The sequence below is a fragment of the Roseateles chitinivorans genome, from assembly GCF_050632145.1.
Classification (GTDB): Bacteria; Pseudomonadota; Gammaproteobacteria; order Burkholderiales; family Burkholderiaceae_C; genus Roseateles; species Roseateles chitinivorans_B.
Window position 1 is genome coordinate 5,090,404 of record NZ_CP192577.1, and the last position, 20,612, is coordinate 5,111,015.

Sequence of the window (20,612 nt, forward strand, 5' to 3'; positions counted from 1 at the left end):
GCATGCCGCCCTTGGCAGCGCCAGGCTAATGCGTCAGTGGAAGATGATGGCCTTCGCGGCCTTCGCGGCCTTCGCGGGTGTCGCGGGTGTCGCGGTCGGTCGTGCCAGCGATCTAGGGCATGACTGGTGTTCCCGTATCGGGATTCCCAACGTCGCCTCACGCCGGCTCAACTGACGGCATTCGCACTGTTCGCTGTCACCGGGCAGTGGCGTGGCCCGCCCGCAGCAAGGATGGCGGGCCATCAGTCACAGCGACCAAGGTGCGCCACTGGTGCCCGTGCCGCGTTTGCGCTGCCGGTCGGCATGCCGAGTACAGAGGCGCAACACACCGATTTGCGCTGTGGAGGGGCATGTCGGTCTTCGAGCGCGCCAACAAGCTCCGGTTTGGGGGCGTCACGCCGTGCTGACGTTGGTCAAGACGCCGTCCAGGCGAAGCCGGGTCAGCTGATCGCCGTCCCCGAGTATCCAGGTACGGTGGCTGAGCTTAGTCTCCGACACCAACCCTGGCAGGCAACGCGTTGGTCGCTGATTGATCGTTCTTTCCACCTGGTTGCTGCTCATCGGCGCGTTGCCAGTCTGGGAACACCGCCTTGTGGACCGTGCGTGCGATGCACGTCTGCAGGCCTGGGCGCCGGCGTGTCGCGATGCTGGTGGCCGCGCTTTGATCGCCCGTAGGCGCTGGCGCGATCTTCCGGCTGGACCGATGACAACTGGCAAAGCACCCGCGAGAAGGGGTCACGCGATTCCGCTGCACGTGATAGCTGCCCGGGCGCCCACCGCGCCCCCTGGGCGCTCCAGGGGGCCGGCACAGATGGGGTAGCCGGGCTGGACGGGCGGACGCCTCCGCTTCGCGGCGCCTCAGCCCTGTTTCTTTCCCATTTACCCCACCGGGGTCGTAGGTCGGATCACACCTTGGGCGGATCTGTCTCGCGCTCGAAATGACGGTGTGTGCCCAGTTCGGCAATCAGCGCCCGCGCGCCGTCCACAGAGGACGTTTCGACGATGACGCCCGGCGCGTGGGCACTGGCGAGCGCGGCTGCTTTCTCATGGTCCGCTGCGATGTCTACCGCACGGCCTTCCGTACGGTTTTCCGCCCCATCCTCCGTGCCCGCGCCGGCGTCCAGTGCCGGCCCCAGGCCCGAGGCGCGCAGCAGCGTCACGCCTGCCCCCAGCGCCAGGATCGGCTTGCAGTGCCGGAACTGATCGCGGACGAACTCGAACACGTGCGCGTCCTGCAGCAGCGCGTGGATACCGGCCTCTCCGTCGGGAACCACCAGTGCGTCGAACAGGAATCCCGGCTCGTTCTCCAGCGACACGTCCGCCTGCAGCTCCACGCCGTCGGCCGTCTGCACCGGACCAATGCGCGGTGCGGCAAAGCGCGGCACGGCCCCCGCTTCGAACAGGGCGGCATGCACCTCGCTGGCGGACTGACCCAAGACGCCGTCGGCGACAAGGATCACAACCTTGCGGCCGGCCACGGAGCCGTCGCCCGGGCGCGCCATCAGCGACAACGTGGGCGAGTGCGTCACCTCAGGTTCGGGCGGCTGCTCGATGGCCAGCGGCGCGGGGTCGGGCAGCGGCATGTTGAGGCCCTGCGCGATCTTTGTCGCAAGTTCTTCCGACGCGTTACGCAGCGAAGCCAGCATCCGCGTGCGGATGGCCGGCACGGTGACCTTGCTCAGTTCAAAACGGAAGGCCGCGGCGATGTGCGCCTGCTCGGCAGGCGTCTGGCTCTCGTAGAAGAGCCGCGCCTGGTTGTAATGCTCGGCAAAGAGTTCGGGCTTGGCGCGCACCTTGGCCTGCTCGTCTCGGCCCTGCTGCCGCGCCGCCACCGAGGTGAAGCCCTGCGCAGCGCCTGCCTGGAACGGACAGCCGCCCGCCAGCGAGTTGGGCTCATAGGACACCCGTCCGCGCGGGATGGCCTGGCGATGCATGCCGTCACGCTGGTTGTTGTGAACCGCGGCGACCGGCGCGTTGATCGGGAGCTCGTGGAAGTTGGGTCCTCCAAGACGACTGATCTGCGTGTCCACGTAGGAGTGGATGCGCCCGGCCAGCAGCGGATCGTTGCTGAAATCAATGCCCGGGATCACATGGGCGGCACAGAACGCGACCTGCTCGGTTTCGGCAAAGAAGTTGTCCGGGTTGCGGTTGAGCACCATGCGCCCCACGGGACGCAACGGCACGAGCTCCTCCGGCACGATCTTGGTTGGGTCCAGGATGTCGAAGCTGAAGCCCTCGGCCTGTTCTTCGGTGAAGACCTGCACGGCCAACTCATACTCAGGATAGGCGCCTGCTTCGATGCGCTCCCAGAGGTCGCGTCGGTGGAAGTCCGGATCGGCGCCGGAGATCTTCACGGCCTCGTCCCACACCAGCGAATGCGTGCCGGCCTTGGGCGTCCAGTGGAACTTCACGAATACCGAGTCGCCCGCGTCGTTCACTAGCCGGAAGGTGTGCACGCCAAAACCCTGCATGGTCGCGTACGAGCGCGGGATCGCGCGGTCGCTCATCACCCACATCAGCATGTGCGTGGACTCTGGCATCAGCGAGACGAAGTCCCAGAAGGTGTCGTGCGCGCTGGCGGCCTGCGGCATCTGGTGATGTGGCTCGGGCTTGACCGCGTGGACCAAGTCAGGAAACTTCATCGCGTCCTGGATGAAGAAAACCGGCATGTTGTTGCCCACCAGGTCCCAGTTGCCCTCGTCGGTGTAGAACTTGACGGCGAATCCGCGCACGTCGCGCGCGGTGTCCTTGCTGCCGCGCTCGCCTTGCACGGTGGAAAAGCGCACGAAGACCGGCGTGCGCTTGCCCGCCTCCTTGAACGGCGCGGCCTTGGTGAGGTCCGTCAGCGCTTCGTAGGCCTCGAAGAAGCCGTGCGCGCCGGACCCTCGCGCATGCACGATGCGTTCGGGGATGCGCTCGTGGTCGAAGTGGGTGATCTTCTCTCGGAGGACGAAATCTTCCAGCAGCACCGGCCCGCGCGGGCCGGCCTTGAGCGAATTCTGGTTGTCGGCGATGCGCACGCCCTGGTTGGTCGTGAGCGCCTGGCCCGAGGAATCGACGCGCACGCGGTCCATCGAGGCGATGGTGGCGTTGCGCCCTTCCGGGGCCTGCGTGCCCACCTTCTCACTCGTCTGCGATTCGGACAAGGTGCTGCCCAGCGGCAGGCGCGACGCGGCAGAGGCAGTCCCCCGGCAGGTGGCCGTACACCGTTGTCGAAACCGTGTTCAGCGGCCTTGGTGGCATTGAATGGGAGCGAGGCGGCCAGTTCCTGCGTGTGCGCCACCTTCTGAACGGCGAGGTCGGCGCCATCCGGCGGCGCCGAGGTGGGCGACGACGGCCCGCTGTCGGTGTTCCTGGCCGCGGCCTTTGCGGACGAGTCCTTCGCTGGCTTGCTCAGGCTGTCATCCTTGCCAGGACGTCGCGTCGAGTCGGTGGGCTTGCTGGGCGGTTTCGGCATGTCGGTTCCCGATGTGGCGTTGAAGGTCCACTGCGTAGCACCCGGCGTTCCCGCCCCGAGAGGTCGTCATGCGGTCGAACCCGCAAGTCGGCAAGTCGGCATAGGCGCACTGCAACGCTCCGACGCGATGTCGGCCCGATGACGCGCGGCAATGCCTGAACGCAGTCTGCAAACGGTGCCGAACGCCCTCGCTGCATGACCGACCGCATGACCAATCAAATGACCAATCAAATGACCCGGCGAATTTCGAGCGCTGCCTCATTTCCAATATGGAATCGACGTCTGACGCCCCGATAAAGTTCGCAAGGCATCGCCACGTCACCAGCCGCCTGTCAGGGATCCGGAGGAAGGCATCCAACTCCACCGACGCGGCGGCCGACGCGCAGCCGCGAGGCTTCAAGCGCCCGGCAACGCCGGGAATGACACGGCGAAGATCGTTCCGTCTTCGACGGACGAGGTCACTTCCACCCGCCCCTCATGGGCCGCGGCGATCGCCTTGACGATGAAAAGTCCCAGGCCTACGTTGCGCTGTGCGCTGCCGGGCGTCTCGCCCCGCACCATGGGCTCGAACACCGCGGTGAGCATGTCGGCCGGAATGGCGTTACCGAAGTTGTGCACGGCCAGGCGTGCCGTGCCCTCCTTCACCAATGAGCTCACGGTGACATCGCGCGTTGGATCGCCGTAGGCCATCGCGTTGCTCACCAGGTTGCCCAGCAGCTGAGACAGCCGGTCGCCATCGGCGTACGCCTGACCCGGCCCCCACCCCTGTGTAGCAGCCCCCTGCCGGGATAAGCCAGGGCGAGTTCCTCGACCGCCTTCTCAGTCACGAGATGGACGTCCATCAACTCGCGAGACACCGACAGCCCGTCCCCGAGCCGCGCGACCGTGAAGTCCAGCAAGTCATCCACCAGGCGGCGCGAGCGTTCCGCGGCGCGCGTGATGTTGGCCAGCATCCGCTGGGCTTGCTCCTCGCTGAGATCGACGCCCCGCGTGCTCAGCGCCTTGGCAGCCATCAGCACGACCGACAGAGGATTGCGCAGATCATGGCTGACGATGCCCACCATCTGCTCTGCGAACAGCGCACGATCCTTTTCGAACACCACGAGGCTGTCGGCGCGCTTGCGCGCGGCCAGCAACTCCTTCTCATAACGGTTGCGGTCCTCGGCGATGAACGCGCAGACCTCGTCGAAGGTGCCCGCGTCGGTCGTCCGGCGCATCACGTTCAAAATCATCGGGAGCCGTCGGCCGTCCTTGGCCTTCACGTCGAACTTGACCTCCGAGATCGACCCCTGCATCTGCAGCATGGGCAACCAATGGGTCTGGTGAAAGATGCGCGCGCCTACCGTCAGCAATTCCTGCAGCTTCTTCGCGCCCACGAGCTCCTCGGCGCTCATGCCGATCCAGCGACAGAAGGTCGCGTTGACGCGCACGATGGTGCCGTCCATACGCGTCACCAGCAGCCCGCAGGGCATCTCCTCGAGCAGTTGCTCGGCATCGCGAGGCGCAGCCTGTTCCCCGGACATGACGCTCAGTAATCGATGGAGGCGAGGAACTCGTCCATGGCCTGCGCGCTGGCGCCGGGGACGCTCAGGTGCGGACAGTGCCCGGTGTTGTCGACCACACGCAGCATCGCGTGGGGTAAGTGGGCCTTCAGATACTGACCCACCACCAACGGGGCCACGAAGTCGTCGGTCGACTGCACGATGAGCACGGGCGCGGTCAGCTTGTCCAGATCGGCACGGTTGTCCGCGGTGAAGGTCACTCTCGCGAACTGCTTGGCGATCTCCGGGTCGGTCCGGCAAAAGCTTGCGGTGAGTTCGTCGGCGAGCTGCGGCTGCTCGGGGGCGCCCATGATGGCTGGCGCCATACTGCCCGCCCACCCCAGGTAGTTGGCCTCCAGGGTCTCCAGCAGCGAATCGATGTCCGCCCTGTCGAAACCACCGACGTAGGTGTCGTCGTTGATGTAGCACGGGGACGGCCCAAGCATGATGTGTCCGGCGAACTTCTCGGGACTGCGGATCCCCGCGAGCAGCCCGATCATGGCGCTCACCGAGTGTCCGACGAGCACGACCGGCGAGTCCGCCACTGCGTCGATGACCTCCAGGAGGTCGCTCGCGTAACCGTCTAGCGAACCGTACTTTTTTCGATCGTAGGCCGACAGGTCTGACCGCCCGCTGCCCACGTGATCGAAAGTGACGGTCTTGTAGCGCGCGCTGTACTGCGGCGCGAGCAGGCGGAACATGTTCTGGTCGCAACCGAAGCCGTGCGCGAACACCAAAGTCCTGTCGCCTGCGCCATGGATGCTCACGCTGTTTCGCTTCAAGACCGACATGCTGCGCTCCAAAACGGTTGAGCGCTCGCAGTACCGGATCGAACGCAAAGAGACACTCAAAATTATGCCCGACGTCCATCGAGCGTCACCTTCGATCGTCGACGCGCCCTCTCTTTGGACCCACGGGTCCCGTCGACATCGCTCAGGGTCGCGGCATCAATCGATCCAACCGCTCGAGGCTTTGGGGCAACGCGCGCGCGATGATGTGACGCTTGCTGGCTCGCCAATTGCCGTTTGACGACGATGCAACCAAGAATTCTTGTCGTTGATCCCCTGGCGGACCTGGTGCACGCGCTGACGGCCCTGCTCAGCGCAAGGGGGTGGTCGGTCGAGGCGGCCGGCTCACTGGTCGAAGCGCTGGCAAAAGTCGATCGTTTTGAACCTCACGTGGTTCTGGTGGGCGTGGAGACCCCGTTGGAAGTCGGCATCGCATTCGCTACGCGGGTTCGGGCGCTTCACGACGGCAGCGTCCTCCTTGTGGGCATGTCCGCCTGGAGCCCGGGGTGGTTCGGGACCGCGGACCCGACCTGTTCGATCGGATATGCCACAAGCCGCTCACTGACGAAGGAATCGAACAGATCGAGGAAGTCGTCCTTCGTAGGTTCGACGGCGTGCGCTTCAGTGCAGGCCGAAGCTGAGTCTTTGGTGTGCAACACGTTGGCAGATGGGATCCGCAATGCCTACGCGCGACTCCAATAGGTAGCTCAGTGACTGCGTTCGAAGCCCTTGCAGACCAGCCACTGCCAAAGACGCAGACCATCACGGTGATGCGAAGGGGCGGGTTGCTCCAGGCCCACCGCACCTCCGCAGCCTGGTGCGAATGTGATGCTGCAACGGAACCCGTTGTCGCGACCGGTGCCCCGCTGAAAGTCTTTCCATGACCACCCCTCCCTTGCCGCAGCAACCCGTGGCCCATGTATCGAACGAAGCGAAGGAGGCGAACGAAGCGCTGTTGAACCTGGCGGTCGAGGTGGCCGACATCGGGTTGTGGGACCTGGATCTCGTGACCGACCGGCTCGAGTTCTCGCCATGCATGCGACGTATGTTCGGGTTGACGCCACACGAGCCGATCACGCGCGAGCGATTCCGCGCCATGCTCCACCCCGACGACCGGGAGCGCGTGATGCAGGCCGTCGCGTCGGCGCAGGATTCGCATCGTCGGCCCGCTTACGAGGTCGAGTATCGGGTCGTCAGCGCCAGCGCCGGCGACGTGCGCTGGGTCGCCGCCAAGGCCGGGGCGTCTTCGACGCTGCAGGCCGTTGCGTGCGCCTCTTGGGCGCCGCGCTGGACATCACGCAACGCAGGCACGCGCAGGAGCAGCAACACCAGACCTCCGAGCGGCTAGCGCTGCTGGATCTGATCGGCCTGGCGACCCGCACCGTCACAGACGCGGCGCAGGTGATGCAGCTGACCGCTCGCATCCTTGGCGAGCACCTCGGGGCGACACGGTGCGCCTACGCCGATGTGGAGCCCGACAACGACCGATTCACGATACGCGCCGACTGGTCAATCCCCGGCGTTGCATCCAGCGCTGGCACCTACTCGCTGGACCTGTTCGGTCCGCAAGCGACATTCAAACTGCGCCGTGGCCAGCACCTGATCGTCAACGACGTGGACCGCGAGCTCGGCGACGAGGGCGGCGGCCGGATGTTCAATGCGATCGGCATCAAGGCCATCATCTGCGCCGGGCTCGTGAAGGGCGGCAAGCTCGTGGCGATGATGGCCGTGCATCAGGCCACGCCGCGCGAGTGGAGCGAGCACGACGTCCGTGTGGTCGGTGAGGTCGTGGACCGCTGCTGGGCCCACATCGAGCGGGTGCGCACGTCGGCCATGCTGCTGGAACAGGACCGTCGCAAGGACGAATTCCTGGCCACCCTGGCGCATGAGTTGCGCAACCCGCTTGCCCCGCTGATGTACGCCACCACCATCTTGCAGAAAGTGGACGACGCAGTCCGGCGCGACCGCGCGCTGGCGGTGATCGAACGTCAGACCGGTCAGCTGGCGCGCCTGATCGACGACCTGCTCGACGTGTCGCGCATCAACCGAGGTCTGGTCGAGCTCAAACGTCAACCGAACCCTATCGCGCCTTTGCTGCATCAGGCGTTGGAGGCCTCCAAACCCGCGCTGGACGCGGCCGGCCACCGGGTGAGCGTAAGCGTCCCTGACGAGACGGCCGTGGCCGACGTCGATCCCGCGCGCATTGTCCAGGCCGTCACGAACCTCCTCAACAACGCCGCCAAGTACACCCCGGACGGCGGCCAGGTGCGGCTGAGCGCTTGGGTGGAGGGCGATCGGATCGTGGTGGAGGTGGCAGATAACGGCATCGGCATTCCGTTGCAGGATCAGAGCAAGGTATTCCAGCTCTTCACCCAGCTCGCCCATGCTGGCATGCGATCGCAGGGCGGTCTAGGCATCGGGCTTTCGCTGGTCAAGCGCTTGGTGGAGCTGCACGGTGGCCAGGTGAGCGTGCACAGCGACGGGTTGGACGACGGCAGCACTTTCCGGATCGAGCTTGCGCGAATGCCCGCCCCGACGCACGCCGAGAGTCCCAACGCCGTGCACGCCGTAGACATCGTTCACGCCGTTCACGCCGCCCAAGCTGCCCAGCCAGCCCATCATGGCAAAACGGCCCAAACCGCCCAGACCTCGCAGACCACCCAAATTGCCCACACCGCCCCAATCTCCCACAGCGCCCAAGCCCATGCGCCCGGCAGCCTCTCTACCGGTACCGCAAGCGCGGTGCGCATCCTTGTCGTCGAAGACAACAAGGACGGCTTGGCCACCTTGCTGGAATTGCTGACGGCGCACGGCCACGACGCGCGCGGCGCATCCACGGGTCCCCAGGCCCTTCGCCTCGTACGGTCCTGGCGCCCTGACATCGTATTGTTGGATCTGGGATTGCCACTGATGGACGGCTACGAGGTGGCGATGCGTCTGCGACAGGACACCGGCCTGATCGGCGTTCGACTCATCGCACTCACCGGCTGGGGCGCGCAACGCGATCGGGAGCGAACGGCGCAGGCAGGTTTCGATGCGCACCTGACCAAGCCCGTGGCGCCCGCCCGGCTGCTTGCCGCCATCGGCGAATGGATGTCTTCCGCTGCGGCGCCGCCGCAGTGAGCGCCATCGTGGGCAGGGCGTGGTCCGAGACACCGGCGCGGTCAACTTCAAGGCACCGAGAGTGCGCGAACGCCGGCCACGACCAAGCGGGCCAACCGCAGCGACCGGCCAGCCAACCTCTCCCCTGGCCAACAACGTCAGGCGAGCCCGTCCTTCACCTATGACTTTTGACCAGGGCTCTACACCTGAGTCTATATGAGCGACATTGCCAGCCCGCCAAGGCGGCTAACCCGCCCATCTGCCATCGGCCGTGTGGAAATGACCCACCTCGGTCCACGCCTGCACGGACGCCGGCACATCGAACGCGGCTGCCAGCGCGCTGACGGCGTCCTGGGCGCCGTCGAAGGACTCACCCCAAGGCATGTGATCGATGCGGACTCGCCATCTACCGCTGATGCGTTGCTTGACGGTGAACGTCCCGCTCGGGCACTGAAAGACGTATGAGACGGTGTCCAACTCCATGGCGAGCCTCCTCCCTGCCAGATCCGCGAGCTCGCTCGGCGGGCCCGCTGCCGCGCGTTGATGTTAGTACTCCGGATGCCACCCCGAATGCTCATCGCTACGGTCATTCTCGTAGACCCACACGGTGGCGCACACGGAGCAAGTGAACTCGGTCAGATAGACGCTTCCGCTGGACGTCGGCTCCCTGGTGGTCTTGCCTTCGACAAGGAATGCGTGACCCGGTTCGCCCCGCTTGTTTTTGAGGATTGCCGAGCAGTCACTGCACATGGCCATCGGAGCCTCCAGGGGTGCGGAGGGAGTATGCGCCTTTGAAAGGCGAGTGCTCAGGCGTTACAGCCGGCGTCATGAATTCAAAGCGCTGCGCCAGGGTTGACCCTCGCTTCGCCGCGCCGCGCCCTCCCGAAGTCGTCCCAGGCGCTCCGCCTGAAGGCACCACTCGCAGCGCGACCCCGAGTGGGCGGAACCGTGCTCAGCGCCGCGATGACCTCGCTACGGTGCGAGGGTGCAAGGGTGACGGGCGGCCCCTTCGATCGTCAGGCACACGGGTTGCTGTCCAATGCCAAAGCCAGCGGGATGCGTGCTCCCATCCCCGTTCGCACATCCGCTGCAGAATTTCCAAAGGAGATATCCATGTCTGACGACAAGAGTAAGACCGGTGGGCAAGACCGCAAGCGCATCAACGTCAGCGAGGACTATGAACTTCGCGACTGGGCTGCAAAGTTCGGCGTAACCACACAGCAACTCAGGGACGCGGTTGCCCAGGTGGGTGACCGCGCCGCCGAAGTTGAGCAGTACTTGAAGTCAGCCAAACGGTGATGTCGTGCGGGTCGCGACATGGAACGTCAACAACGTTGTTCGGCGTCTCGACCTTCTCCTCGACTGGCTCGACCGCACCCAGCCTGATGTCGTCGCACTTCAAGAGCTGAAAACCGTCACCGAGCGTTTCCCTGCCAATGCTTTGCGCGAGGCCGGGTACGAATCCCTGGTCGTCGGTCAGAAGACCTGGAACGGCGTCGCGCTACTGGCTCGCGGCCATGACATCGTGGAGGTGGCCCGCAAGCTGCCGGGGACGCCAAGGACCTCGAGGCGCGATATGTAGAGGCCGCCATCAACGGCGTCCTCTTCGGATGCCTGTATCTGCCCAATGGCAACCCGCAGCCCGGCCCCAAGTTCTCCTACAAGTTGAAGTGGTTCGAGAGACTGCGCAAGCGCGCCGAAGCCCTCTGGGCCTCGGGCGAGCCCGTCGTGCTCCTTGGCGACTGGAACGTTGTGCCGACCGAGGCGGACATCTACCAGACCGAGTCCTATCGAGACAACGCGCTCGTCCAGCCCGAGTCGCGTGACGCGTTCGCAAGCATCCTCGCCCAAGGCTGGACCGACGCGCTCAAGCAGGTCTTCCCCACCAACACGCCGTACACATTCTGGGACTACATGCGCAAGCGCTGGGAACGAGACGCCGGCCTTCGCATCGACCACATCCTCGTCAGCGCCAGGCTCAAGGTTTTGGATGCCGGCGTCGACAAGGAGGAGCGCGGGAAGGAAGGTCCGAGCGACCACGCGCCAGTGTGGGCCGAGCTCAAGCTCGGGCGGGGGACGAAGGCGGCGAAGGTGGCGAAGGCGACGAAGGCGACGAAGGCGGCGAAGGTGGCGAAGGTGGCGAAGGTGGCGAAGGTGGCGAAGGAAAAGGCTACCGCGAAAGCAGCCACCCCCACCGCCAAATCCACCGCGAAGTCCACTGTCAAAGCCACTGCCGAGCCAAGTGGTAGCGCCACTGTCAGCCCCATGACCAAGGCAACTACCAGCGCCGCCAAGGCCGCCAAGGCCACCAAGGCGATCATCGACGAGCAGGTCGCTGGCGACGAGCCCGCGCCGCTTGAGCGCTACAACGCCAAGCGCAACTTCAGCATCACCGCCGAGCCGGCCGGCGTGGTGCCGCGCCATCGCGCGAAGGCCAAGGGCGCACTGCAGTTCGTCATCCAGAAGCACTGGGCCAGTCACCTCCACTACGACTTCCGCCTGGAGCTCGGCGGCGTGATGGTGAGCTGGGCTGTGCCCAAGGGGCCCTCCTACGACCCCGCCATCAAGCGCATGGCCATCCACGTCGAGGACCACCCCATCAGCTACAACACCTTCGAAGGAGAGATACCCAAGGGGCAGTACGGCGCAGGTACCGTCATCATCTGGGACCGCGGCACGTGGGAACCGGTGGGCGATCCCGGCGAAGGGCTGGCCAAAGGCAAGCTCATCTTCAAGATGCACGGCGAGAAGCTGGCCGGACGCTGGGAGCTCGTGAGAATCGGCAAGCCAGGCGACAAGAAGCCGCCGTGGCTGCTGTTGAAGAAGCGCGACGCCTGGGCCAGGCCGCTCGCCGACTACGACGTCATTACCGCGCTGCCCGACAGTGTCGTCGCGACGCCGCTCGGCCTGATCGAGGAGCGAGACCCCCGAGCAGCGCCGGTCACCACGGCGACCGCCAGCGACACGGCGCAACCTGACCTCGCGAACGCGAAGAGGGCGGCCCTCCCGCTCACGCTGGCGCCACAGCTGGCGACCCTGGCGAGCGCCCCCGCCGACGCAGGCTGGCTCGCCGAGAGCAAGTATGACGGCTACCGAATCCTTGCGCGCATCTCCAAGGGCAAAGCGCAGCTCTTTACGCGCAACGGCAACGATTGGACCGCCAAGCTGCGCAGCGTCGCCAGTGCCGTCGAGGCGCTGGGCATCGACACTGCGTGGCTGGACGGCGAGATCGTCGTCATGAATGACCGGGACGTCCCTGACTTCAACGCGCTTCAGAACGCCATCGACAACTCGGGCACCGAATCCATCGTGTACTACGTCTTCGACGTGCCCCACCTCGGAAGACAGGATCTGCGCGCCGTGCCCTTCGACAGCCGGCGCAAGGTCCTCCAAGCCCTCCTTGAGGACCGTGCCTCCGAGCGAGTACGTCTCAGCCGGACGTTCGATGCGCCCGCGTCGCGGCTGCTCGCCGCCGCCTGTCAGATCGGCCTTGAGGGCGTGATGCTCAAACGGGCCGACGCCCCCTACACGTCCGGCAGAACGCAGACCTGGCTCAAGCTCAAGTGCCAACACCGCCAGGAGTTCGTCGTCGTGGGATTCACCGATCGCACCAACGCCAGCGGCGAGGTCGGCAATCTGACCCTCGGGTACTACGAGGACGGTGTGCTGAAGCACGCCGGCGCGGTCGGTACCGGCTGGAGTTCCAGCGCCGGACGCGAGATGCACACGCAGCTCGAGCAGCTCGAGGTCAAGACGCCCACGGTCGACCCGGCCGCAGCCAAGCCGGGTCGATGGTCGAAGCGGTCTGCCGGCGCGCAGCGCTGGGTGAGGCCAGAGATGGTCGTGGAAGTGGCTTTCGCCGAATGGACGCCGGACGGCTCGGTACGACACGCCACCTTCCGCGGCGTTCGCACCGACAAACCAGCGTCCAGCATCGTGCGGGAGGACGCCACCGCGGTGAAGCCGACAACCGAGACGTCCAACACCGCTAGCACCACCAACGCCACCCACACCACCAAGAGCGCAACGAGCGCAAAGGGCGCAAAAACCGCAAATGGCGCCAAGGGTTCAGAAGCCTCCAAGGGCGGCGCGGCGGTCAGCGTCAAGGTGAGCCATCCCGAGCGCGTCATCGACAAGTCCACCGGCATCACCAAGGTCGAGCTGGTTCGTTACTACGAGTCCATCGCGCAGTGGATGCTGCCCCACCTGAAGGACCGTCCGGTCTCGCTGGTCAGGGCCCCTCAAGGCATCGAGGGACAGCTCTTCTTCCAGAAGCACTCGGAGGCCAAAATGCCCGGGATGACCGAGCTGGACGCGGCGCTGTGGCCCGGCCACGATGCACTGCTCGCGGTGAATTCCGCGCAGGCGCTGGTCAATGCCGCCCAGTTCAACACGATCGAGTTCCACACCTGGAACTCCAAGTCTGGCCGCATCAACCTTCCCGACCGGGTCATCTTCGACCTCGACCCCGGCGAAGGCGTCACCTGGGCGCACGTTCAGGAAGCCGCGGTGCTGACCAAGGACTTCCTTGAGCAGCTCGGGCTGCAGGCCTGGTTGAAGACCTCGGGCGGCAAGGGTTTGCACGTCGTGGTCCCCCTGGCTCCCAAGCTCGAGTACGACGCGGTGAAGGCGTTCTCCCAAGCCGTCGTGCAGCACATGGCCAGGGTGATCCCCAGCCGGTTCGTCGCCAAGTCAGGAGGCTCCAACCGCGTGGGCAAGATCTTCATCGACTACCTGCGCAACGGCCACGGCCAGACCACCGCCGCGGCGTTTTCCGCCCGCGCAAGACCCGGCCTGGGCGTATCGATGCCGGTGTCGTGGGAACAGCTCCCCGAACTGAAGGGTGGCGCCCAGTGGACCATCGCCACGGCGCGTGAGTACCTCACCTTCCAGAAATCCGACCCTTGGGCCGACTACTGGAAGAGCAGGCAGACCCTGACCAAGGCCATCCGGTTGCTCAACGCGACATAAGCCCCTCCCCCACCCTCAACTGGAGCCGCGATGGCGACCAAAAAGACAGCAGCCTCCGACCAGCGCAAGTCAAGTTCGCGTTCCATCTGGAAAGGCGCCATCTCCTTTGGCCTGGTCCATGTGCCGGTCTCGCTGCACACGGCCACCGAGGAACAGGAGGTCGACTTCGACTGGCTCGACAAACGAACCATGGACCCGGTCGGCTACAAGCGCATCAACAAGCGCACCGGCAAGGAAATCGACAAGGACAACATCGTCAAGGGGGTGAAGCTGGAGGACGACAAGTACGTCGTGCTCTCCGACGAGGAAATCAAGGCCGCGTATCCCAAGCGCACGCAAACCATCGCCATCGAGACCTTCGTCAAGGCAACGGACGTCTCCTTCGTCTACACCGAACGGCCCTACTACCTGGCGCCCGAGGGCAAGGCCGACCGCGTCTACGCGCTGCTTCGCGAGTCGTTGGCCAAGGCCGGGGTCATCGGCATCGCACGCTTCGTCTTGCACAACAAGGAGCATCTGGCCGCACTGATCCCGGCCGGCCCGGCGCTCATGCTGGGGACGCTGCGCTGGGCCAATGAAGTGCGCTCGCCCGAGGCCTTGGACCTGCCCAAGGTGGGAGCGAACGCGAACAGCCTGAAGCCGGCGGAACTGAAGATGGCGCAACAGCTCATCGAAGAGATGACCTCCGTGTGGAAGCCGGGGGACTTCAAGGACGACTTCACCGGCGCCATCCGCGCGTTGATCCAGAAGAAGGCCAAGGCGGGCAAGACAGCCACGGTGGAACCGTTCGAGAAGGCCCCCGACCTCGGCAGCTCCAACGTCGTCGACCTCAGCGAGTTGCTGCGACAGAGCCTGGGCGGCAAGTCCAAAGGCAAGACGGCGCCTGCCGCGGCGCCGGCGAAGAAGGCAGCCGCCAAGAAGGCCACGCCCGCAAGGAAGGCAGCCTCAGCGACGAACCGGACCAAGAAGGCGGCCTGAACAGCTCAACGGGGCGGCGAATTTCAACCCTGCGACCTTCAAGAGATCTCCGAGGGATCATTGAGGGCTGTTGTCGACCGTTTCTCGGAGCTGAGCCCCGTTGGAGCCGACAGCCTCCTGCTGGCGCTTGAACGTGCGCCATGCTGCCGCGCCGGACATCGGCTTCAGGCGGCGTCGTGGACCATCCAAGGAATCCCTCGCCTCCCGCGGCCTGCTCAAGCCGTCCCGCCACGCATAAACGAACGACAAACTTTATGCGTTGGCGTCCGCAGGCTCGCCGTTTGCTAGACGAGGCGCTCACCACTTCATGGAGTGCCACATGACCCTCGTCCGTTCCAGCTCGTCCCGCTTCCCCTTCCCGTCCGCCTTCGCTGCAGCCTCGATGGCCGTGGTCAGCGTGCTTGCAGCCGGCACGGCCGGCGCGCAGGGCACCACGACCGCACAGAGCACCGCGGCCTCCTCGCCGCGCGCCGCGCACGCTGACAGCAGCTTCTTGAAGGACGCCGCCGAGGCCGGCTATGCCGAGATCGACGCCGGTAAGCTGGCCTTGCAAAAGGTGCCAGCGCCGAGGTGAAGGCCTTCGCGCAGAAGATGGTCGACGATCACAAGAAGGCCGATTCCGAGCTGCAGAGCCTGGCCGCCGCCAAGGGCGTCAAACTCCCCACCGATGCGACCATGGTCGCCAAGGGCAAAGCCAAGATCCTGGAGAAGCGCGATGGCACGGGCTTTGACCATGCCTACGCGGAAAACCAGGTGTCTGCTCACAAGGACGCCGTTGAGCTCTTCGACAAGGCCTCCAAGAATGCCAAGGACGCCGATGTGAAGGCGTGGGCGGCCAAGACGCTGCCCACACTGCAGCATCACCTCCAGGAGGCCCAGGCTCTGGAGGCCAGTACCAAGGCGGCCGACAAGAAAAAGTGATAACTCCTTGCCGCGCAGAGTGATTCGGCGTGCGCGACGCCTTTCGGCGCCTCCCGGCGAAGGATCTGCGCCTCAGGTCGACGTTAAACGGGACCTTGAGGCGGAGTGTCCGAATCTCGCCGAGTTGTCGTGGGCGATATTGTCGGACATCCACTCCGGATCCGTTAGCCGCACGCTCGCCATCGCGAGCCGCCAATAACTGCGCATTGGCCGACGGCGAGCGGCAAGCAAGACGTGGCCGTACATGTCCGCTCGCTGTCCCTTGTCACCGGGCGGCGGTCTCGTCCGGAAGTCGGCAGTTTCAGATGGACTGTCCACGCGAACTTTGCTGGTTCGAGATCTTCCCCCTCGGCGCTTTGACATCCCCGAGGAATTCCGGCAGCGTTTGCAGGTATCTCGCGACATCAAGAAGACGCGCGTTTTAGGTCCGGCTGATCGAGGCAGCGTCGGGCCGTTCAGCGCAACGGCTGCGGCATTCCGCCGCGAACCTCGGCCGGGAGGATCAATTGCCGGCTTCTGTCGAAGCGGCTGTTCAGATCCGCCATCCGGGGACGGCCATGGAATTTCAAGCGGATCCGATCGAGGGGAATCTTGTGTAGATCGAGGACCACCCCTTGAACGCGCTTCTCATCCAGCATTGGGCGGCTTTGCATTCGAAACTCGATGTGACGATCGCCGTTTCCGGGGCGGCAGGCTTGACCTGCTTCGAAACCATGGCGCCCGACGTCGTGCTCCTGGACATGCAGCTCCCTGACCTCGACGGTCTGGAGGTGCTCAGACGACTGCGACAGTTGCCTTCGTATCGTGATCAGCCGATCGCCATCTTCACGGCGGCCGTAGCGCAAGAGGACAAGAAGCGCGCGTTCGCCGCCGGGGCGAGTGCGTTTGGGCCAAGCCGGTCGACTTCATGTCATTCACCAAGGATTTGGCCGCACTGATGCCTGCGTCGCGTAACCATCGCGTTCAGCGCTGATCGCGCGGTCCTGAGGGTTCCTCGGGCGCCGCTTGCCGGTCCGCCGTTGCGGGCCGGACCCCAAATGCCGGGCGGTCGAGCCGTTCAGCAACCGGGCATCAGGGCATCAGGGCATCAGGGCATCAGGGCAAGCAGGCAGGCAGGCAAGCAGGCAGACAACAGAACAACGGGCGATCGGGGAGTCCATAGCCTCGGCCAGCCTGTGGGGAGCGCCATGCCTCCCTATACTCCGCCATCTTCCTGTGGCCTCCCGTGAAACTCAAATTCCATCTGGCGCTCTTGTCCATCGCGACCGTCGCCCCCCTGGTGACCTTCTCCTGGATGGCCCTCCACGACTTGCGCCAGAGCGAACAAGCCGCGCTGCACGCCCGCGTATTCACGGCGACCCGGTCGCTGGCCAACGCGGTCCAGAGCGACGTCGGGCGCGCAGAGGCGGCACTGCGTGTCCTTGCGGCGTCCTCCAGCCTCGCCACAGCCCGGTATGACGACTTCCGCATGCAGGCTCTCGCGGCGCGAGTGGCTCCGGAGAACTGGATCGTTCTCATGGACAGCGCGGGGCACCAACTCGTCAACACCCGCTTGTCCCCCGGCGAACCCTTTCCGGCGAGTGGGGCGCCACCCAACTTCGGCGAGTTGCTGTCGGCCACCGATGTGACGATTTCCGGTCTCGTGGTCGGACAGATCACGAAGCGGCCCCAGATCCGTCTGGATGTGCCGATCCGGCTGCCCGACGGCCAAACGCTGTTGCTGACTTCGGCGTTGAGCGCCGACTACTTCCAGCGATTGCTCACCGACGCGAAGCTGCCTTCCGAATGGCTGGTTGGCGTGTTCGATGACAAGGGCATCACCGTGGCGCGCAGCCACAGGGCGCAGGAGTACGTGGGCAAGCCGGGCGGGAAGGTATTGCTCGAAGCCGCGCGCCGGGCCAGCGAAGGCCGTTTGTCCACGGTTTCCCGCGAAGGCATCGCCCTGCACGACACGTTCGTGACGATCCCCAGGCTGAATTGGGTCATTGCCAACGGCGTGCGAGCCTCGGACCTGGAGTCCGCGTCCTTGAAGGCCTTGAGGACCGCCACGCTGGGCATGGTCATCGCCGTCTTTGGGAGCTTTTGCATCGCGCTATGGCTGGGTGCCCGGCTCAGCCGGGCGTTCGGTCAGACGGCGCGTGCGGCCGCGCTGATGGGCCGCGGCGAATTGCCACGGTTCGACAAGAGCCATGTGGAAGAGTTTGACCTCCTTCAGCAACAGCTGGAGCAAGTCCACGCGGACCTCCTGGATGAGCGGGTGGCACGGCAAGGCGTGGAGGAGCAGCGCCAGGCCCTGTTGCTGAGCGAGCAGGCGGCACGCCAGCTCGCGGAACAGCAGAACCAGTCAAAGGATGAGTTCCTGGCCATGCTCGGTCACGAACTGCGCAACCCGCTCGGCGCAATCAGGTCGGCGGCGACCATTGCCAACACCGATCGGGCCAAGCCCGAGGCCCGCAGCTTCGCCCTGGGCGTGATTGCGCGGCAGGCGGACCATCTGGCGCGAATCATCGAGGACCTCCTGGAGGTCAACCGCGTGTTGCGAGGCAAGATCACCCTGCGCCTGGAACACCTCGACCTGGCCGAGGTGGTGCAAGCGGTAGTGGCGTCGACTCGGACGGCTGGTCGCTTCGAGCGGCACGAGGTGCAGGTGTCGATCGCACCCGCCTTCGTGCTCGGCGACCGCACGCGGCTGGAGCAGGTGGTGTCGAACTTGCTGAGCAATGCGCTCAAGTTCACACCCGAGGGGGCGCAATCTCGGTGGCACTGAGCAGCGACGAACGCACCGCGCTGTTGCGTGTGTCGGACAGCGGCACGGGGATGACGCCTGAACTGCTGGCGACGGCCTTTGATCTCTTCGTGCAGGGCGAGCCGCCGCTGGATCGCTCTCAAGGGGGGCTCGGCATCGGTCTGGCGCTGGTTCGGCGGCTTGTGCAAGACCATGGGGGTACCTGCACGGCAGCAAGCGAGGGCCTGGGGTTGGGTTCGGTCTTTGAAGTGCAGTTGCCGATCGCCACCGCGTCCAGTGCCGCAGCTCCTTCATCGGCGTCAACGGCCGACCCATCCGCAACGCCCGTCGGCCCCGCGTACCCTGCCGTGTCCCGGCAGGTCCTGCTGGTGGACGACAACGCCGATGGACGCGAAATGCTCGCCGAGGTGCTGCGCTTGAATGGCCACCACGTTGACGAAGCCGCGGACGGACTTCAGGCTGTCAGCATGGCGCTCGAGGGTCGCTACGACGTCGCGTTCATCGACATCGGCCTGCCCGGCATTGACGGGTTCGAGGTCGCTCGGCGTTTAAGGGCGTCGCCGGCAGCCTCAGGCCTCCTCCTCTTCGCGCTGACCGGCTATGGCGAGGCGCGTGATGCCGCGCTGGCAGCCGGCTTTGATCGACACATCGCGAAACCGGCCGATCCGGACTTGGCGCTGGAGCTGCTGGACACCCTGCTGCGCAACGCCGATGGCCCTTAGATCCCCAGTGGCACGCGCTCAGCTGGAGGCCGGGCCCGAAGCCAAAGTCCGAAGCCAAAGTCCGAAGCCAAGGTCCGAGGCAAGGTGGTCGGCGCGGGCCGGCGAGGCGACCACGCCCGAGCGGGCCCAGGAGCATCCCTAGCGACGACACTGTCGACGTGCCACGCGTCGCAGCACGTCAACGTTGCTCAGCCATGCTGCCGCGGTGACGCCCGACTCAGCGCCGTGCCCGTCCCGTCCGCCTTCCATCGTCCCAGGTCCCACTGCCCTTCTCGCGTGCCACCTCGACGAGCGGCGTCCGAGCCGGCAGCGGCCCAGGGCGATAGAGTGTCTCCAGTGAACAACCGGTGCTAGGGGTCCCCATGCCAGAGTCGATGTCTGAGCTCGCACGCGAGTCTGTCACCGAGCTTTGCCAGGTCGAGCTGGCCGACCTGAGCGTGGGCGCGCAGGTGTGCGGACCAGCCCACGGCCCGGTCGCCATCCTGTTGCATGGCTTCCCCTACGACATTCACGCCTACGCCAAGGTCAGCCGCCTGCTCGCGCACCAGGGCGTGCGCGTGATCGTTCCCTACTTGCGCGGCTTTGGCACCACGCGTTTCCTGCGAGCTGACACCCCACGCTCCGGAGAGCAAGCCGCACTCGGTGCGGATCTGTTGGCGTTGATGAACGCGCTCGGCGTCGAGCGGGCCGTGTTGGCCGGGTATGACTGGGGCGGCAGAGCCGCCTGCGTGGTCGCCGCGCTCTGGCCCGAGCGCTGTGCGGGTCTTGTCTCATGCAACGGCTACAACCTCCTGGACCCGAGGACATCCCTCGCGCCGGACGTTCCCGCCAACGAAGCGCGATATTGGTATCAGTTCTACTTCCACGGCGAGCGCGGGCGACACGGTCTGGATCTGCACCGCGCGGCGTTGGCGGACCTGCTGTGGCGGATGTGGTCGCCCAACTGGACGTTCAGCGACGAAGTCTTCCGCCAGACCGCGCCCGCATTCGATAACCCAGATTTCGTCGATGTGGTGGTGCACTCCTACCGCCACCGATACGGCCTGGTGGACGGAGATCCGCGCTACCTTGCGATCGAGTCGCAGCTGCTGGTACGGCCGGCCATCCTGCCCCCAACCATCTTGCTTGACGGCTTGGCCGACGGTGTCGCGGTGGAGGCCGACTCCAGGGCGCACGCGAGGCACTTCGCGCAGCTGCTGCGGCACGAGCGGGTGCCGGGCATTGGCCACAACTTTCCTCAGGAGTGCCCGGAGGTTTTCGCGAAAGCCGTCCTGGAGCTCACCGCACGTTGGTCGGATACACCGCCGTAGCGACGGCCGGCGCGCCCCCCGTCACGATGAAGGGCTAGCGTGGCTGCAGGCTGCCCGTGGTCGAAGGTTGAGCGTC

At 65.6% G+C, this 20,612-nt stretch carries 18 protein-coding genes and 1 pseudogene; 13 read left to right on the forward strand and 6 right to left on the reverse strand.

Annotated features, from left to right (window positions below; genetic code table 11):
- Positions 1–905 precede the first annotated feature (905 nt).
- The 4 genes and pseudogenes from ACQ86G_RS23460 to ACQ86G_RS23475 all read right to left on the reverse strand — a co-directional run bounded on the left by ACQ86G_RS23460 (position 906) and on the right by ACQ86G_RS23475 (position 5,789).
- A pseudogene (locus ACQ86G_RS23460) lies at positions 906–3,457 on the reverse strand (catalase).
- 396 nt (positions 3,458–3,853) lie between these two features.
- Positions 3,854–4,159: a sensor histidine kinase gene (locus ACQ86G_RS23465; protein WP_431257559.1), complete on the reverse strand. Its 306-nt coding sequence runs from the start codon at positions 4,157–4,159 to the stop codon at positions 3,854–3,856.
- A complete protein-coding gene (locus ACQ86G_RS23470; RefSeq protein WP_431257560.1) occupies positions 4,156–4,980 on the reverse strand; it encodes a histidine kinase dimerization/phospho-acceptor domain-containing protein in 825 nt (274 codons plus the stop codon). Before ACQ86G_RS23470 ends, ACQ86G_RS23465 begins: the two co-directional genes overlap by 4 nt.
- 5 nt (positions 4,981–4,985) lie before the next feature.
- Positions 4,986–5,789: an alpha/beta fold hydrolase gene (locus ACQ86G_RS23475; protein WP_431257561.1), complete on the reverse strand. Its 804-nt coding sequence runs from the start codon at positions 5,787–5,789 to the stop codon at positions 4,986–4,988.
- Between ACQ86G_RS23475 and ACQ86G_RS23480 the strand changes: the two genes are divergently transcribed.
- The 3 genes from ACQ86G_RS23480 to ACQ86G_RS23490 all read left to right on the forward strand — a co-directional run bounded on the left by ACQ86G_RS23480 (position 5,788) and on the right by ACQ86G_RS23490 (position 8,909).
- Positions 5,788–6,027, forward strand: coding sequence for a hypothetical protein (locus ACQ86G_RS23480; RefSeq protein ID WP_431257562.1), 240 nt, complete (start codon positions 5,788–5,790; stop codon positions 6,025–6,027). The genes ACQ86G_RS23475 and ACQ86G_RS23480 overlap by 2 nt on opposite strands.
- 639 nt (positions 6,028–6,666) lie before the next feature.
- On the forward strand, positions 6,667–7,134 hold the full coding sequence (locus tag ACQ86G_RS23485) for a PAS domain-containing protein (protein WP_431257563.1): 468 nt from the start codon (positions 6,667–6,669) through the stop codon (positions 7,132–7,134).
- A complete protein-coding gene (locus ACQ86G_RS23490) occupies positions 7,062–8,909 on the forward strand; it encodes a hybrid sensor histidine kinase/response regulator (protein ID WP_431257564.1) in 1,848 nt (615 codons plus the stop codon). Before ACQ86G_RS23485 ends, ACQ86G_RS23490 begins: the two co-directional genes overlap by 73 nt.
- 225 nt (positions 8,910–9,134) lie before the next feature.
- Here the strand turns inward: ACQ86G_RS23490 and ACQ86G_RS23495 are convergent, their stop codons facing one another.
- The gene (locus ACQ86G_RS23495) at positions 9,135–9,371 is read right to left on the reverse strand and encodes a hypothetical protein (RefSeq protein WP_431257565.1); all 237 of its coding nucleotides are present in this window, start codon (positions 9,369–9,371) and stop codon (positions 9,135–9,137) included.
- Between the two features lie 630 nt (positions 9,372–10,001).
- On the opposite strand from ACQ86G_RS23495, the gene ACQ86G_RS23500 reads away from it, so the two are divergent.
- From ACQ86G_RS23500 to ACQ86G_RS23525, 6 genes are all read left to right on the forward strand, one after another.
- Positions 10,002–10,187, forward strand: a complete 186-nt coding sequence (locus ACQ86G_RS23500; protein WP_431257566.1) for a DUF3606 domain-containing protein — start codon at positions 10,002–10,004, stop codon at positions 10,185–10,187.
- A gap of 4 nt (positions 10,188–10,191) precedes the next feature.
- On the forward strand, positions 10,192–10,470 hold the full coding sequence (locus tag ACQ86G_RS23505) for an endonuclease/exonuclease/phosphatase family protein (RefSeq protein WP_431257567.1): 279 nt from the start codon (positions 10,192–10,194) through the stop codon (positions 10,468–10,470).
- An 8-nt stretch (positions 10,471–10,478) separates the two neighbouring features.
- The gene (gene ligD / locus ACQ86G_RS23510; RefSeq protein WP_431261477.1) at positions 10,479–13,859 is read left to right on the forward strand and encodes a DNA ligase D; all 3,381 of its coding nucleotides are present in this window, start codon (positions 10,479–10,481) and stop codon (positions 13,857–13,859) included.
- Positions 13,860–13,889: 30 nt separating this feature from the next.
- On the forward strand, positions 13,890–14,837 hold the full coding sequence (locus ACQ86G_RS23515; protein ID WP_431257568.1) for a Ku protein: 948 nt from the start codon (positions 13,890–13,892) through the stop codon (positions 14,835–14,837).
- Positions 14,838–15,156: 319 nt separating this feature from the next.
- Positions 15,157–15,411 (forward strand): hypothetical protein, encoded by a 255-nt coding sequence (locus ACQ86G_RS23520; RefSeq protein WP_431257569.1) that lies wholly within the window; start codon positions 15,157–15,159, stop codon positions 15,409–15,411.
- On the forward strand, positions 15,408–15,758 hold the full coding sequence (locus ACQ86G_RS23525) for a DUF4142 domain-containing protein (RefSeq protein WP_431257570.1): 351 nt from the start codon (positions 15,408–15,410) through the stop codon (positions 15,756–15,758). The genes ACQ86G_RS23520 and ACQ86G_RS23525 overlap by 4 nt, the downstream gene beginning before the upstream one ends.
- A gap of 455 nt (positions 15,759–16,213) precedes the next feature.
- Here the strand turns inward: ACQ86G_RS23525 and ACQ86G_RS23530 are convergent, their stop codons facing one another.
- Complete coding sequence (locus tag ACQ86G_RS23530) at positions 16,214–16,396, reverse strand: hypothetical protein (protein ID WP_431257571.1); 183 nt, start codon at positions 16,394–16,396, stop codon at positions 16,214–16,216.
- 9 nt (positions 16,397–16,405) lie between these two features.
- On the opposite strand from ACQ86G_RS23530, the gene ACQ86G_RS23535 reads away from it, so the two are divergent.
- The 4 genes from ACQ86G_RS23535 (at position 16,406) to ACQ86G_RS23550 (ending at position 20,536) form a co-directional block, all read left to right on the forward strand.
- Positions 16,406–16,696 carry a response regulator gene (locus ACQ86G_RS23535; protein WP_431261478.1) on the forward strand — a complete coding sequence of 97 codons (291 nt, stop codon included), beginning with the start codon at positions 16,406–16,408 and terminating at the stop codon, positions 16,694–16,696.
- A 287-nt stretch (positions 16,697–16,983) separates the two neighbouring features.
- Positions 16,984–18,525 carry a sensor histidine kinase gene (locus ACQ86G_RS23540; protein ID WP_431257572.1) on the forward strand — a complete coding sequence of 514 codons (1,542 nt, stop codon included), beginning with the start codon at positions 16,984–16,986 and terminating at the stop codon, positions 18,523–18,525.
- The gene (locus ACQ86G_RS23545; protein ID WP_431257573.1) at positions 18,516–19,226 is read left to right on the forward strand and encodes a response regulator; all 711 of its coding nucleotides are present in this window, start codon (positions 18,516–18,518) and stop codon (positions 19,224–19,226) included. The genes ACQ86G_RS23540 and ACQ86G_RS23545 overlap by 10 nt, the downstream gene beginning before the upstream one ends.
- A gap of 374 nt (positions 19,227–19,600) precedes the next feature.
- Positions 19,601–20,536, forward strand: a complete 936-nt coding sequence (locus ACQ86G_RS23550) for an alpha/beta fold hydrolase (protein WP_431257574.1) — start codon at positions 19,601–19,603, stop codon at positions 20,534–20,536.
- The last annotated feature ends 76 nt before the right edge of the window (positions 20,537–20,612 follow it).

What these genes read in the sequence shown, in the direction of transcription:
- ACQ86G_RS23470 (WP_431257560.1), bottom strand. Translation starts at nt 4,980, where the DNA reads ATGTCCGGGGAACAGGCTGCGCCTCGCGATGCCGAGCAACTGCTCGAG.
- ACQ86G_RS23480 (WP_431257562.1), top strand. Translation starts at nt 5,788, where the DNA reads ATGCTGCGCTCCAAAACGGTTGAGCGCTCGCAGTACCGGATCGAACGC.
- ACQ86G_RS23475 (WP_431257561.1), bottom strand. Translation starts at nt 5,789, where the DNA reads ATGTCGGTCTTGAAGCGAAACAGCGTGAGCATCCATGGCGCAGGCGAC.
- ACQ86G_RS23485 (WP_431257563.1), top strand. Translation starts at nt 6,667, where the DNA reads ATGACCACCCCTCCCTTGCCGCAGCAACCCGTGGCCCATGTATCGAAC.
- ACQ86G_RS23495 (WP_431257565.1), bottom strand. Translation starts at nt 9,371, where the DNA reads ATGGAGTTGGACACCGTCTCATACGTCTTTCAGTGCCCGAGCGGGACG.
- ACQ86G_RS23500 (WP_431257566.1), top strand. Translation starts at nt 10,002, where the DNA reads ATGTCTGACGACAAGAGTAAGACCGGTGGGCAAGACCGCAAGCGCATC.
- ACQ86G_RS23515 (WP_431257568.1), top strand. Translation starts at nt 13,890, where the DNA reads ATGGCGACCAAAAAGACAGCAGCCTCCGACCAGCGCAAGTCAAGTTCG.
- ACQ86G_RS23520 (WP_431257569.1), top strand. Translation starts at nt 15,157, where the DNA reads ATGACCCTCGTCCGTTCCAGCTCGTCCCGCTTCCCCTTCCCGTCCGCC.
- ACQ86G_RS23530 (WP_431257571.1), bottom strand. Translation starts at nt 16,396, where the DNA reads ATGCTGGATGAGAAGCGCGTTCAAGGGGTGGTCCTCGATCTACACAAG.
- ACQ86G_RS23550 (WP_431257574.1), top strand. Translation starts at nt 19,601, where the DNA reads ATGTCTGAGCTCGCACGCGAGTCTGTCACCGAGCTTTGCCAGGTCGAG.